Annotated in this window: 10 protein-coding genes; all 10 read left to right on the plus strand. The window is 34.6% G+C overall.

The annotated features are described in order from the left end of the window. The first annotated feature begins 790 nt into the window (after nt 1–790). The 10 genes from OZP10_RS11710 to OZP10_RS11755 all read left to right on the plus strand — a co-directional run bounded on the left by OZP10_RS11710 (nt 791) and on the right by OZP10_RS11755 (nt 16216). The gene (locus OZP10_RS11710) at nt 791–3901 is read left to right on the plus strand and encodes a SusC/RagA family TonB-linked outer membrane protein (RefSeq protein WP_281631078.1); all 3111 of its coding nucleotides are present in this window, start codon (nt 791–793) and stop codon (nt 3899–3901) included. A 15-nt stretch (nt 3902–3916) separates the two neighbouring features. Then, nucleotides 3917–5425, plus strand: a complete 1509-nt coding sequence (locus OZP10_RS11715; RefSeq protein ID WP_281631079.1) for a RagB/SusD family nutrient uptake outer membrane protein — start codon at nt 3917–3919, stop codon at nt 5423–5425. 28 nt (nt 5426–5453) lie between these two features. Continuing rightward, entirely contained in the window at nt 5454–6329 is an 876-nt protein-coding gene (locus OZP10_RS11720) for a hypothetical protein (RefSeq protein WP_281631080.1), read from the plus strand. A 152-nt stretch (nt 6330–6481) separates the two neighbouring features. Then, nucleotides 6482–7936, plus strand: coding sequence for a glycoside hydrolase family 30 protein (locus tag OZP10_RS11725; RefSeq protein WP_281631081.1), 1455 nt, complete (start codon nt 6482–6484; stop codon nt 7934–7936). A gap of 160 nt (nt 7937–8096) precedes the next feature. After that, nucleotides 8097–9479, plus strand: coding sequence for a glycoside hydrolase family 30 protein (locus OZP10_RS11730; protein ID WP_432419400.1), 1383 nt, complete (start codon nt 8097–8099; stop codon nt 9477–9479). Between the two features lie 29 nt (nt 9480–9508). Further along, on the plus strand, nt 9509–10981 hold the full coding sequence (locus OZP10_RS11735; protein WP_281631083.1) for a glycoside hydrolase family 30 protein: 1473 nt from the start codon (nt 9509–9511) through the stop codon (nt 10979–10981). An 18-nt stretch (nt 10982–10999) separates the two neighbouring features. Next, a complete protein-coding gene (locus OZP10_RS11740) occupies nt 11000–12742 on the plus strand; it encodes a cellulase family glycosylhydrolase (RefSeq protein WP_281631084.1) in 1743 nt (580 codons plus the stop codon). Between the two features lie 61 nt (nt 12743–12803). After that, nucleotides 12804–13877 (plus strand): glycoside hydrolase family 16 protein, encoded by a 1074-nt coding sequence (locus tag OZP10_RS11745; protein ID WP_281631085.1) that lies wholly within the window; start codon nt 12804–12806, stop codon nt 13875–13877. Between the two features lie 72 nt (nt 13878–13949). Beyond that, the gene (locus OZP10_RS11750) at nt 13950–14789 is read left to right on the plus strand and encodes an endonuclease/exonuclease/phosphatase family protein (protein ID WP_281631086.1); all 840 of its coding nucleotides are present in this window, start codon (nt 13950–13952) and stop codon (nt 14787–14789) included. Between the two features lie 2 nt (nt 14790–14791). Beyond that, nucleotides 14792–16216, plus strand: a complete 1425-nt coding sequence (locus OZP10_RS11755; protein ID WP_281631087.1) for a glycoside hydrolase family 30 protein — start codon at nt 14792–14794, stop codon at nt 16214–16216. Nucleotide 16217: the final 1 nt, after the last annotated feature.

Below are 16217 nucleotides of genomic sequence, written 5' to 3' on the forward strand. Positions count from 1 at the left end.
GTTATTAAATAGGCTTAAAAAACATTAAGAAGTTCGATGTTGGTTAATTTTTCAGCTAGTTTTCTGTAAATTCTTTTTTAGTTTCAATTATAGCGTTTTTTTTGGAGTTTTAAAACTTGAAATCAAACTCTTTGGCTGGTTTTAAGATTCTCTTTGATTCTGTCTTAATAATCCTTTTGTTAATTTTAGAAGTACTTCCTGTGATAAAACCACGTTTCAAGTTTTGAATGTTTCACTCTAAAATGGGTTAATTCGCCAATTTTCATAAAAAGGCACCTTTTTTTCAATTTTACAAGGTAAAATGTAGGCTTTAATATGCTTAATAACACATTGGTTTGTAAGTTATTTCTTGTAACAATATAAAAAATAAGATTTTTCTTCTGTTAAAAATTATTGTTAATAATGTAAAAAAAGTAGGGTAAAAATATCATATTCTCTATTTTCCAGATTTTGTATAAAAAGGAGTTTTTTAGCTTGTAATTATTTGTAAAATAGCTGTTTATATGATGTTTGTTGCTACTACCACGTTGTAGTTTTAATAATTTTTAATAAGATATCGAGGCAAAACAATAGTGTAGTGTTATTTTTTAATATTAACTTTTCTTTAGTACTATTTTTTATTTTTTTAAAACATTGTTAATTAATGTTTTATATAATTTTTGATGTGTTTTTATAATATTAATTTTTTCTTTTTGATGTGTTTTTGTAATGATTTTTAGATATGAAAAGTGAAAATTTAGTTTTAGTATTGCATCAAATTACTAATTAATTAACCAAAATTTTTAGAAAAATGAAATTAACAAAATTACTTGTTTTTTGTATTTCATCTTTATTATTCTCGGTTATAGCTGTGGCTCAGGATGTCACAGTAAATGGAATAATCAATGATGAAAATGGTTTGCCTGTTCCAGGTGCAACAGTTTTATTAAAAGGTACTACTAAATCTACTGCGTCAGACTTTGACGGAAAATTCCAGATTCAGGCACCTTCAAACGGATCATTAACAATTACTTTTATTGGTTACTCTACAGTAACAGAAGCAGTAAACGGAAGAACAAAAATTACAATTCAATTAAAACCAGAATCACAATCTTTAAATGAGGTTGTAGTTGTTGGATATGGAACTCAAAAGAAATCTGTTGTAACAGGTGCAATCTCAAGTGTCAAATCAGCTGATCTTGAAAAAGTACCAAACGGAAGAGTTGAGCAAGCTTTACAGGGTAGAGTAGCAGGGGTTTCTGTTGCTGCAACTTCTGGAAGTCCTGGTGCAGCGTCTAAAGTTCGTATTAGAGGTATAACTACTTTTAGAGAAGGGGGAAATGATCCTTTATGGGTAGTTGATGGAATTGCTGTAGATGCTGGTGCAGTTGGTTTTATTAATCAATCTGACATTGAGTCTATCGAGGTGCTTAAAGATGCTGCTTCTGCGGCAATCTATGGTACTCGTGCTGCAACTGGGGTTATTTTAGTAACTACTAAAAAAGGAAAATCAGGAAAAATTTCTGTAAACTATAATGGTTTTGCAGGTATTTCAGCTCCAGCTAAAAAATTAGATATGTTGAATGCGACTCAGTATGCAACTCTTATGAATGAAAAATCTTTGAATGATGGTGGTGCTATTAAATATCCAAATCCAGCTGCTTTCGGTAAAGGAACAAATTGGCAAGATGCAATTTTTAACGATTCTGCATTCAGATACACTCATGAATTAAGCATTAGCGGTGGTGGCGAAAAATCTACTTTCTATGCTTCTTTTGGAATTCAAGATCAGCAAGGTATTGTTGTGACAGATATTTCTAACTATACAAAGAAGAATTTCCGATTAAACTCAACACACAAAATTTCTGATTACTTTACTTTCGGACAGACTTTTGGATATACACACCAAAAAACAAAAGGAATTGGTAACGTAAATAATGAGTTTGGTGGACCTTTAAGCTCTGCAATTAACTTAGATCCGCTTACTCCACTTGTAGTTACTGATCCTGCTGTAGCAAACTCAGGTTATTACACAAACCCAAATGTTGTTAGAGATGCAAATGGAAATCCTTACGGAATCTCTTCTCTAGTACAACAAGAGATGACAAATCCTCTAGCTTATACTCAAACTAGATTAGGAGGATTTGACTGGTCAGACGATTTTGTTGGTAATGCTTATTTAGAGGCTAACATCACTAGTCATTTAAAATTTAGAACAACACTTGGTGGTAAGTTAGCTTATTGGGGGAATGAAATGTTTACTCCGGTTAACTTCTTAAATCCAAACATGAAAGCTGACAGAAACAACTACAACCAAAATAATGAGAAAGCACTTTCTTGGACTTTGGAAAATACGTTGTCTTATGCTAACAAATTTGGAGATCATAATGTAAGTGTTTTAGCTGGACAAGGTGCTTATGTAGAAAATATTGGTAGTACTATCGGAACAACAATGTTTGGTCTTCCAATTACAAGCTACAAAGATGCTTCTTGGAATTTTGATATTCCTCAAACTGATAGAACAACAAGAACAAGCGATAAAGTAGAACACAAATTAGCTTCATTGTTCTTACGTGCCAACTACGATTACATGGAGAAATATCTTTTTACTGGTATCGTTCGTCGTGATGGATCAACTCGTTTTGGTGAAAACAATAAATTTGGAGTTTTCCCTTCATTCTCTTTAGGATGGGTAGTTTCTAAAGAAGGTTTTTGGAAAGAAAACAATGTGGTAAACACTTTGAAATTCCGTGGAGGTTACGGAGTGGTAGGTAATGATAACATTGAAGAATTTAAATATAGAGCTACGGTTGTAGGAGGTTACAATTATGCTATTGGAAATTCAGGAAGTATTACAACTGGATACGGAAACTCTACTTTGCCAAATGCAAACTTAGGATGGGAAGAAACATCTCAAACTACTGTAGGCCTTGACGCAAAATTATTCAATGATTTTTCTCTTACACTTGATTATTACAAAAAATCAACAAAAGGAATCTTAAGAAACGTTGTAATTCCTGGATATGTTGGAGCAACTGATGCACCTTCTGCTAACATTGCAGATATGGACAATAGCGGTTTGGAGGTTGAATTAGGGTACAAGAAAAGACTTGGAGACTTTAATTTAGGAGTTAATGCAAACTTTGCTTACTTGAAAAACGAAATTACTTATGTAGGATCATCTACTAATTTCATTGTTGGAGATGCTACATTCCAATCTATGGGACCTGTAACAAGAACACAAGTTGGACATTCATTTAACGAATTCTACGGATTTAAAACAGCTGGAATTTTCCAAAATGAAGCTGAAGTTGCAGCATACAAAAATGCAAGTGGAGGTTTAATTCAGCCAAATGCTAGACCTGGAGATTTCCGTTGGGTAGATTCTAATGGGGATGGAGCTATTACTGAAGATGATAAACAATTCTTAGGAACAAATATTCCTAAATATACTTTTGGTTTCACAGTAAACTTAGACTACAAAAACTTCGATTTTATGGCATTTACTCAAGGAGCTGCGGGAAGCAAAATTTTCCAAGGTTTAAGAAGATTAGATGTACTTAATGCAAACTACCAAACTAAAGCTTTAGAGCGTTGGGTTGGAGAAGGAACTTCTAACGATTACCCAAGATTGACAAACAATGACCCAAATAAAAACTACACAAACATGTCTGATTTTTACTTGGAAAATGGAAACTACTTACGTTTAAAAGTGGTAACTCTTGGATACACAATGCCAGTTAGTTTATCATCTAAAATTGGAGCAGATAAATTACGTTTTTACCTAACAGGAGAGAACTTAATCACTTTTACAAAATATACTGGATTTGATCCAGAAATTGGAGGCCAAGTTTTTGGTATAGATAAAGGAGTTTATCCGCAAGCAAGATCTATTCTGTTTGGAGCTAACGTTCAATTTTAAAAAAATTAAAGAATCATGAAAACGATAAAATTTAAATATATTTATATAGCTGTGGCACTGGCAGTTCTAGGATCTTGTTCTGAAGATTTTGTGACCACTAATCCGGAAGGAAAATTTGATACAAGTACTTATTTTTCTAACGAGCAGCAATGTTATGCTGCTTTAGTGGGGGTTTACGATCCATTGAGAAAAAATACAGGTGGTTTCGAAAACTTAGTAGCAATGCTAAATGCTGGCTCTGATGATTTTTATGCTGGTGGAGGTAGTTCTACAGATGGAACTGGGATTCAAAATTTCTCTACACACTCACTTTCTTCAATTACTATTCCAGCAAGTTACTGGAACGATCATTACCAAGGTATTTCTAGAGCAAATCTTTTGTTATTTAAATTGCCAGCAGCTAATATGAACGATGGAGTTAGAAAGAGATTTGCTGCAGAAGCTAAAACATTACGTGCGTTTTACTATTTTAATTTAGTAAGAATGTTCAAAAACCTTGCTTTAGTTTTAGAGCCGTTAACTACAGAAACGATCTATAATCCAGAGCAAGTTGCACCAGAAGTAATTTATGCTCAAATCGAAAAAGATTTAACAGAAGCTATTGCAGATTTACCAAATACTGTAGTGGCAGATACTGAATCAGGAAGATTTAACAAAGGAGCAGCTCAGGCGCTTTTAGGAAAAGTGCTTTTGTTTGAAGGTAAAAAACCTCAAGCAGCAGCAATTTTAGCAGAAGTAAATGGTACTCCAGGAGGGACAAACCAATATGGTAATAAATTACTAGATAAGTTTAGCGATTTATGGGTAACATCAAACAAATTTAATGCTGAGTCATTAATCGAAGTATCTCACAGTAGTGCAGGAAACTCTGATTGGACTTTCTGGGGGAATGGTAGAGACGAAGGGAACTCTTTAAACATTATGGTTGGACCTAGAGGATATTCTAGACCAAAAGGCTCAGATGCACCAGATCTTCCAGCAGGATGGGCTTTTAACGTTGCAACTCAAAAATTATATGATGCAATGCAAGGCGATCCACGTAAGGATGCTACAATTCTTGACTTAAAAGCATTAAAAGCAGCAGGAAAAGCAGATTATATTCCAGCTTATCAAGACACAGGATATTTCTTGAACAAATATCTTCCAAGACAATCAGATGTTAGTACAGGTGGTGGTAACTCAGAGTTGAACTACAAACAAAACTCTTATGTAATCAGACTTGCAGATACTTATTTGATGGAAGCAGAAGCTTTAGGATCAGGCCCAAGAGCTCAAGCATTACTTGACGCAGTTAGAGAAAGAGTTGGATTACCTTCAGTTCCTGTAACATTAGCTGCTATCAAGAATGAAAGAAGAATGGAATTAGCAGGTGAAGGACACAGATTCTTTGATTTAGTAAGATGGGGAGATGCAGCGGCTGCATTATCTGATAGAGGTTTTGATGCTGGAACAGATGAGATTTTCCCAATTCCGTACACAGAACTTAATGGTACTAAATTGAAACAAAATCCTAACTATCAATAGTCTTACTAATTAACCAAAACAAAGAGAAATGAACCTAAATATATATTTAAGAAAAAGTGTATACCTAATGCTAGCTTTAGCATTAGGAACACTAAACAGCTGTAGCGAAGAAGTTAATGAAAACCCTCTTGTAGCTACAAATGTAGATCCTTCGTTTACAATTACACCAGTTGCAGGTGCTATGAATACTTATCTTCTTACGGCACAGCCTAAAGGAGTAATTCTTTCGCAATGGGATCTAGGCGATGGTGCGAGTAATGGAAAAATGAATCAAGTGATTTCTTTGCCTGATGCAGGAACATATACTATTACACACACAGCCGTAGGAGCAGGAGCTGCAATGGCATCTTCTTCTCAACAGATTGTTGTTGCACAAACAGATCCAGCAAAAGGAAACTTGGTGCAAGGTGGAAATTTTGCAACAGCTGCTGATGTAGCTAAATGGACTAGTGCACAATTAAGCCCATCAGGCGCAGCTTTTTGGTCTTATGGTACTAATGGTGCTACCATTCATTTACCAGGCGGAGGAGCTCAAGAAGGTATTTATCAAGCAATCGACGTTGTAAAAGACAGAGAGTATACTATTGATATGACAATTTCTTGCCCTAGCGGTTTAGATGAGACTTGGTTTGAAGTATATGCTGGTACATCAGCGCCAAAACCAGGTGTTGAATACAATGATAACGTAGTAATGGGAATAAGTACTTGGGATGGCTGTGGGACATCTAAATTTGCGGGAAGATTGTCTGCAATCGGCTGTAAGAAAAATAAAGTAACAGGAACAGTTACCAATGTTGTCAAATTCTCTGAAAGCGGAAAAATATATCTTTTAATTAGATCAGGAAGTAATAAAAGCACTAATGAGCCAATTACAATCAAAAAAGTTGAGTTCAGAGGAAAATAAAAAGTTAAGTTAAGTTTAAGTTTAAGTTTAAGTTTGGTTGTAAATAGCCCATAATCATTATGAGTATGGGCTATTTTTTAAATCCTTCAATGGTAGAACTCGATTTTGATTTCTTCTAAACTTCAATTTAAAATCATAATAATTGGAAGCGAATGAAAAAAAATAGCCTAAAAATTTTATGCCTTTTGTTTTCAGCTGCTGCTTTTGCACAACAGCCAAAAACAAAAAAAGAGTTTACAACCAACGGAAAAAAAATAACCGTTTATACTACTGCAGAAAACTCTAAATTGCGATTAACCACTACAGATAATTTGACTTTTTCTGCCGCAAAGCAGCCTTTAGAAACAGAAACTTCTGTTTTTGTACAGCCAGCTAAAAAATTTCAGACTTTTATGGGAATCGGCGGAGCTATTACAGATGCGAGTGCCGAAATATTTGCAAAACTTTCAAAAGAAAAACAAGCAGAATTCTTAGACGCTTACTACGATCAGCAAAAAGGAATTGGCTATTCTTTGCTAAGAACAACAATTCAAAGTTCTGATTTTAGCAGTGGAAGCTATTCTTATATCGAAGAAGGAGATAAAGATCTGAAGACTTTTTCTATTGATCATGATAGACAATATCGTATTCCTTTAATAAAGCAAGCGATACAGAAAGCTGGAGGGAAATTGACAACATACGTTGCTCCTTGGTCTCCAAATGCTTTTATGAAAAGCAATAAAAATGTATTAAAAGGCGGTACGCTGCTTCCTGAATACTATCAGACTTGGGCAAATTTTTATGTAAAGTTTATTAAAGCTTATGAAAAAGAAGGTATTCCAATTTGGGGAACTTCTACGCAAAATGAGCCAATGGCAGTACAGACTTGGGAATCTTGTATTTACACAGCTGAAGCTGAAAGAGATTTCATCAAAAATTATCTTGGACCAACGTTGAAAAAAGAAAACCTTGGCAATAAAAAAATTATTGTTTGGGATCACAACCGTGATTTGATGAATTATCGTGCCAACGTAATTTATTCTGATCCTGAAGCATCAAAATATGTTTGGGGAATGGGATTTCACTGGTACGAAACTTGGTCGGGCGGTGCACCAATGTTTGATAATGTTGGAAAAGTAAATGAAGCTTATCCAGATAAAAAATTGATGTTTACCGAAGGCTGCATCGAAAAATTTGACGCATCAAAGTATCAGTTTTGGGGTAATGCAGAACGTTACGGAACGAACATGATTCATGATTTTAATAACGGAACAGTTGCTTGGACAGACTGGAATATTCTTTTAGACCAGTTCGGAGGACCTAATCATGTTGGAAATTTCTGTTTTGCACCAATTCATGCAGATACGACGACAGGAGAATTAATCTACACACCATCTTATTATTACATCGGGCACTTTTCAAAGTTTATCCGTTTAGATGCTGTGCGAGTAAGTACTGCTGTAAGCAAAAGCGCTTTATTGAGCACCTCTTTTTTAAATGCTGACGGAACCATGGCAACTATTGTCATGAACCAATCAGCAAACGATCTTACTTATAATTTGATTATTGGAGATCAAAAGGCAGAAGTAAAAATTCCGCCGCACGCTATACAAACACTTGTTTATTAATATTTTGTAGTAAAGTAATGAAGAGGACTAATTTGAATCATCCATCTTAGTCTTCTCTTGCTTTTAATTTTAAAACGATTATTTAAGCAACATGAAAGTTACCTCTCAAATATTTTTATCAGCCTTTATCTTAATGCAATTAAGCTGTTTTACCTCAAAAATGACAGCTCAAAAAAATAATAAAATAAAGGTTTATACTACTGCCGAAAATACCAATTTGAAATTGTCTCTATCAAATGATTTAATTTCAAAGAACAACACTACACAACAAAAAACATCAACAGTATCTATTTTAGTAAATACTGAAAAAACAGACCAAACTTTCCTCGGAATTGGAGGCGCAATTACAGATGCAAGCGCAGAAGTTTTTGCAAAATTATCGCCTAAAAAACAGCAGGAATTCTTAACTGCTTATTACGATAAAAATAAAGGTATTGGTTATACTTTGGCAAGAACAAACATTCACAGCTGTGATTTCAGCAGTGACAGCTATACTTATGTTTCTGAAGGAGACAAAGACCTAAAGACTTTCAATATTGACCACGATCGTAAATATAGAATTCCATTAATCAAAAAAGCAATTAAAACAGCCGGCGGGAAACTAACTTTATTTGTCAGCCCTTGGAGTCCCCCAGCTTTCATGAAAGACAATAACGATATTTTGCACGGCGGCGTTTTGTTGCCTGAATTTGCTCCTGCTTGGGCATTGTATTATACCAAATTCATAAAAGAATACGAAAAAGAAGGAATTCCAATCTGGGGATTAACGGTTCAGAACGAACCAATGGCAAAACAAAGATGGGAATCTTGTATTTATACCCCAGAGGCAGAAAGAGATTTTCTTAAAAATCATCTTGGACCAACTTTAGAAAAAGAGGGACTGGGTTCTAAAAATGTAATTATTTGGGATCATAATAGAGGTGATATGTTGGAAAAGAGAGCAAATCTTGTTTTCTCAGATCCTGAAGTTTCAAAATATGCTTGGGGAATTGGATTTCACTGGTATGAAACTTGGAATGGTGGGCCACCTCAATTCGAGTCTGTGGCAAAAGTTCACGAAGCATTTCCAAATAAAAATCTGCTTTTTACAGAAGGCTGCATCGAAAAATTTGATGCTTCAAAATATCAGTTTTGGGGAAATGCAGAACGTTACGGAATCAATATGATTCATGATTTTAATAACGGAACTGTCGGCTGGACAGACTGGAATATTCTTTTAGACCAAAATGGAGGACCTAATCATGTGGGTAATTTCTGTTTTGCTCCAATTCATGCCGATACTAGAAAAGATGAATTAATCTATACTCCAATGTATTATTATATTGGGCATTTCTCAAAATTCATCAGACCAAATGCAAAAAGAGTACTAGAAACCGTAAACGGAGAATCTTTATTAAGTACTTCTTTTAAAAATTCTGACGGACAATTGATTACAATCGTAATGAATCAATCTGAAAATGCAGTTGTTTATTCTTTAGAAAATCAGAAAGAAAAAACAACCATTACAATTCCGGCACATGCTATACAAACCATTGTATATTAATTGCCATACTAACTAAAAAACCACATAAAATGAAATTTAATCTAAAGAATACCATAAAAGCGTTTTTCTTTTTGGCAGCTGTATTGGCTCAAGTAAAATGCTCTTCTTCAAGTGATCCGGTAGAAAACCCACCCGTAGATCCACCCGTGGTAAATCCGCCAGTAGTGGTTACAAACGATGTTGATTTCTGGTTGACCAAAGGAAATCAGAGCGTTTTATTGGCAAAACAATCGGGAACTTTAGGATTTGGCACAACGACAAATGCCTATGCTAATATTGAAGTTAATGCTACTCAAAAATATCAGACTATTGATGGTTTTGGATATACCTTAACAGGAGGAAGTGTAGACGTTATAAACCAATTAAACCCAACAAAAAGAACTGCTCTTTTACAGGAATTATTTGGAAATGGAGACAACTCAATTGGAGTAAGTTATATTAGAATCAGTATCGGTGCTTCAGATTTAAATGCAACTCCTTTTACTTATAATGATCTTGCGGCTGGAGAAACAGATTTAAATCTAGATAAATTTAGTTTAGAAAAAGATAAAAATCTAATTGCTATGCTAAAAGAAATTCTAGCAATTAATCCTAAAATTTTAATCTTGGCAACTCCTTGGTCTGCGCCTATTTGGATGAAAGATGTCGCTAGCTTTAAAGGAGGAAAACTGAAAACAGAGTATTACGATGTTTACGCTAAATATTTTGTAAAATATATTCAGAAGATGAAAGCTGAAGGAATTACAATCGATGCAGTAACTCCTCAAAACGAGCCTTTGCATGACGGAAACAACCCGAGTATGTATATGTCTGCAACAGATCAGGCCAATTTTATTAAAAGTAGTTTAGGACCTGCATTTAAAAATGCAAATCTAAGTGTAAAGATTATTGCTTACGATCACAATTGCGATAATCCAAATTATCCAAAAGCAATCTTGGCAGATGCAGATGCTTTTTCTTTTGTAGACGGATCGGCGTTCCATTTATATGCTGGAGATATTAGTGCGCTAACCAACGTTTTCAATTCTTACCCAACCAAAAATGTATATTTTACAGAGCAATGGACTTCTTCTGATGGGAAATTTGAAGGCGATCTAAAATGGCATCTTCGAAATGTAATTATCGGATCGATGAGAAATTACAGCAAAAATGCCTTAGAATGGAATGTCGCAAACAATGCAAATTTTGGACCTCACACAGATGGAGGCTGCAACATGTGTAAAGGGGCTATTACTATAACGTCGGGTGATAGTTTTGAGCGTAATGTAGCATATTACATTATTGCACATGCTTCAAAATTTGTTCCGATGGGATCTATAAGAATTGAAAGCAATTCTGGTGGTAGTTTGCAAAACGTGGCGTTTATTACACCTTCAGGTTCTAAAGTGTTGATTGTTGAAAATGATGGTTCTGCAACAGAAACTTTCAATATTAAATTTAACGGGAAATGGGTAACAACTTCGCTAGAAGCGGGATCAGTTGGAACTTATACTTGGAAATAAATTTAGAGACAATTCGATATGAAAAAAATAATTTTAACACTACAGCTTCTAGTTTCGATAGCTTCTTTTGGACAAGGTTTCTTGCACAGAGATGGACAAAAAATTGTTGATGGTAATGGCAAAAATGTTCTTTTAAGAGGTTTAGGCCTTGGCGGATGGATGGTGCAGGAAGGTTATATGTTAAAGACACAGCCATTTGCAAGTCCGCAATATCAAATTAAACAGAAAATTCAAGATGTAATTGGCGAAGAAGGAACAAAAGAATTCTACGCAGCCTATAAAGCAAACGGAATTACAAAACGAGATATAGATTCTCTAGCAAAATGGGGATTTAATTCTATTCGTCTTCCAATGCATTATAATCTTTATACGCCGCCAATCGAGCAGGAAAAAAATGGTGAAATCACTTGGATAGAAGAAGGTTTTACCATGACCGATAATCTACTGAAATGGTGTGCAGAAAATAAAATATATCTGATTTTAGATTTGCACGCAGCCCCAGGCGGACAAGGAAATGATGCTGCAATTTCGGATTTTGACACAACAAAACCAGCACTTTGGCAGAGCGAAGCCAATCAGAAAAAAATGATTGCGTTGTGGAAAAAACTGGCTTCGCGTTACCGTGATAATCCATGGATTGGGGCTTATGATATTATCAATGAACCGAATTGGAATTTTACAGGATCAAACAAAAATGGTTGTGATGAAAACTCAAACGGACCTTTAAGAGATTTAATGGTTGCTGTTACAAAAGCCATTCGTGAAGTCGATACCAATCATTTAATTTTTATAGAAGGAAACTGCTGGGGAAATAACTACAACGGAATTTTTCCTTTATGGGATGATAATCTGGCTTTAAGTTTTCATAAATATTGGAACTATAATGACAAGGCTTCTATCGAAAAGATGCTTGAGTACAGAGAAAAATACAATGTGCCAATCTGGATGGGAGAAAGCGGAGAGAATTCTAATGTCTGGTTTAAGGATGTTTTAACTTTGGTTGAAAGCCATAATATTGGTTGGGCATTTTGGCCAATGAAAAAAATAGACAATATCGCAGGAGTAGCTTCTGTTGCCAAAATTCCTGAATATGATGTTCTGTTGAAATATTGGAAAGACGGCGGACAGAAACCATCTCCAGAATTTGCAAAAAAGACCTTGATGAAAATGGCAGACAATTACAAAATGGAAAACGTAACTGTTAAGCCAGATGTGGTAGATGCCATGTTCAGACAAGTACAGACAGATGATACAAAACCTTATAAGAAGAATGCAGTTCCTGGTAAAATTGCGGCAACTCATTACGATTTAGGAACCAACGGAAAAGCATATTCAGATACTGATTTTGTAAATTATAGATCGGTAACTGGAAAAGACGATCAATGGAATCGTGGCAACAGCATGAGAAATGATGGAGTTGATATTTTGCCATGCAAAGACAAAGATTCAAATGGTTACCAAGTTTCATTTATCGAAGATGGAGAATGGACTCAATATACTGTTGATGCAAAAGAAGGAACTTACAATGTTGCGATTCGTTATTCTAGCGAAAAAGCAGGAGGGAAATTACACTTAGAAATAGATGGAGTAAAATCAAAAGAAATTACTCTTCCTGCTACGGGAGGAAATGATAAGTGGAAAACAATTGTTTTATCGAATGTTGCATTGAAATCAGGTTCAAATAAAGTGAAAGCTGTATTTGAAAAAGGAGGTTTTAATTTGAACTATTTTGACTTTGTTTTGAACAAAACAAAAAAATAGCAGAAAATAATATTTATCTTGATATTCAATTTATTAACTAAACCATTTAAATAATAAAAAGATGAAAATAATCAATCTCGCAAATAGAGCAGGAGTATTTACTTTATTACTATTATTTGTATTTCAGTCTTGCAGTAGCAATAATGATAGAGGAGAAACTCCTGTAGAGGTAACTCCCGATAAAATTTCTGTTCAAGTTGATGTAGTTGGAAAAACTGCCGAAATGCCAAATGGAGACGGAAGCGGAAAAATTAATTTAAAGATCGACGCTCTTAATGCAAAGTCATATAAAGTTGTGGTAAACAATGAAACAAAAGAGCTTACAACCAACAATTTTTCATATGAGTTTACACAGCCAGGAACAAAAAGCTATACGATTGATGTTACGGCATTTAATGGAATAAAATACACTAATACTTCTACAACCGTAAATATTTTCGTAGCCAGAAAATTAATCTGGTCAGACGAATTTAATACAGATGGAGCGCCAGATACTTCAAAATGGGGTTATGATTTAGGAAATGGAAACGGTTTTGGGAATAACGAATTACAGTATTACACAAACCGCTCTGAAAATGTAAAAATCGAAAATGGACTTTTAAAGATTACAGCAATCAAAGAAAGTTATCAAGGAAGCCAATATACTTCTACAAGAATGCTGACAAAAGGAAAATTTTCTTTTAAGTATGGAAGAGCAGAAGTTCGTGCAAAACTGCCGGTTGGCGGTGGGACATGGCCAGCTTTCTGGTTATTGGGAGATAATATAGAAACAGCAGGATGGCCTTTGTGTGGAGAAATTGATATTTTAGAATCAGTTGGAAATAATCCAAATGTGATTCACTCATCATTGCATTCTCCGGGACGTTCAGGTAATACGCCAGACACCAAAACAACAACAGCTCCAAACTCAACAACCGAGTTTCATATTTATGCTGCCGAATGGGATGCCGAAAGCATCAAATTTTTTGTAGACGATAATTTATTTTACACTTATATAAACTCAAGTACAACTCCATTTAATGCCAAATTCTTTGTGATTCTAAATTTAGCAATGGGAGGAAATTTTGGAGGAACAGTAGATCCAAATTTCAAAAATGCAACCTATGAAATTGATTATGTAAGAGTATATAATTAACATAACTTTTTAATAGATTTTTTTCTTTAAAGTCATGTAAACACTAGCTTTACAAGATTAAAATTTTTTAACATGAAAAAGATAAACAAACTTGTTTTTGCAGTAATGCTGCTTTTAACCGTGAACTCATTTTTTGGTCAAAATTTAAAAATAATGACCTATAACATTCGTCTGGATGTTGCCTCAGATGGAGAAAATGCATGGCCAAAACGAAAGGACTATTTTACATCTCAAATCGGGTTTTATAGTCCAGATATTTTTGGAGTTCAGGAAGCAACACCAAACCAAGTTTTAGATATTGCATCGGCTCTGCCAAATTATAACAGATTTGGAGTAGGAAGAGACGCAGGAGGACTAGGAGAGGCTTGTACGATTTACTATAAAAAAGATCGTTTTAAAGTAGAACAGTCTAATACGTTCTGGTTATCTGAAACTCCAAACGTAGTTTCAAAAGGATGGGATGCAGCCTATAACAGGGTTTGCACTTACGGACTTTTTAAAGATTTAAAAACTAAAAAATTATTCTGGGTTTTCAATCTGCACTTAGATCATATTGGTGAAGAAGCAAGAGTAAAAGGCGTACAGCTTGTGCTTTCTAAAATAGCGGCACTTAATACTAAAAATTATCCAGCTTTTTTAATGGGTGATTTTAACTCAGAACCAGATACAAAACAGATTGCCGAAATCAAAAAAGTAATGAATGATACTAGAGATGTTTCAAAAGAAAAACCTTTCGGGCCTTCAGGAACTTTCAACGATTTCAAACATAACGAACCCGTAACATTATTATTAGACTACATTTTTATCTCAAAAAATAGTGGTTTAACTGTTCAAAAACACGCAGTGTTAAGTGATTCTAAAGATTTAAAATATCCGTCGGATCATTTGCCTGTCTTAATAGAAATAGATTAAAAATGAAAAACATCAACAAAAAACTTCAAATCCTAGTTTTACTGCCTTTAATTGCGATGCAGTTCAATTGCGGATCTTCAAAAAGTGTTACTTCCAATTCTGGAAAAGTAGAATCTTGGATTACTACTACAGATGAAACTTCAAAACTTAAAAAACAAACTGATTTAGTTTTTGGTTCAGAAACAAATTCAAATCAGACAATCGAGATTAATCCAGCTGAGAAATTTCAAACCATCGAAGGTTTCGGATTTTCATTAACGGGCGGAAGTGCTCAGGCCATTAAAAAACTGGATAAATCAAAAAGAGAGGCCTTGCTTCAGGAATTGTTTTCTAGAAAAAATGACGCAATCGGTTTAAGTTATTTAAGAATCAGCATTGGAGCATCAGATTTGAATGAAAAAGTTTTTTCGTATGATGATATGCCAGAAGGACAAACAGATATGAATTTGGAGCACTTTAATCTTGGCCCAGATTTAGACGATGTAATTCCGGTTTTAAAAGAGATTTTAGCCATAAATCCTAAAATTAAAATAATGGGTTCTCCATGGTCTCCTCCAGTTTGGATGAAAGATAACGGAAGCTCAAAAGGCGGAAGCTTACAGCCAAAATACTATGGAGTTTATGCACAGTATTTTGTAAAATACATTCAAGCAATGAAATCTCACGGAATTGTTATTGATGCCATTACGCCTCAAAACGAACCATTGCACCCAGGAAACAATCCAAGTTTGTTAATGTTGGCAGAACAGCAAGCTGACTTTATTGGAAATCATTTAGGTCCCGCTTTCGCGAAAGCAGGAATCAAAACCAAAATTATTGTTTACGATCACAACTGTAACAAACCAGAATATCCTTTGACGATTTTAAGAGATCCAAAAGCAAATCCGTTTGTGGCAGGATCAGCTTTTCACTTATACGAAGGAGATATTAGCGCTTTGACTACTGTTCATAATGAATTTCCAAATAAAGATTTGTATTTTACAGAACAATATACAGGATCGGGAACTAATTTTGAAACAGACTTAAAATGGAGTGTGAAAAATGTAGTAATTGGTTCTATGAGAAACTGGAGTAAAAATGCACTTTCTTGGGGATTGGCAAATGATGAATTCTATAAGCCTTTTACGCCAGGAGGATGTTCAACTTGCAAAGGAGCTTTGATGATCGATCAGAACCAAAATATCAAAAGAGAAGTAGGATATTATATTATCGGACATGCTTCTAAATTTGTTCCAGAAGGGTCGGTAAGAATTGCAAGTAATATTGCAGGAAACTTATACAATGTAGCTTTCAAAACTCCATCTGGACAGACCGTTTTAATTGTAGAAAATGACGGAGCTTCGGCTGCAACATTTAATATTAAATACAACCAAAAACAAACCACAACCACTTTAAACGCGGGTGCAGTAGCAACTTACGTTTGGTAAA

The sequence above is a fragment of the Flavobacterium luteolum genome, from assembly GCF_027111275.1.
In the GTDB taxonomy this organism is placed as follows: domain Bacteria; phylum Bacteroidota; class Bacteroidia; order Flavobacteriales; family Flavobacteriaceae; genus Flavobacterium; species Flavobacterium luteolum.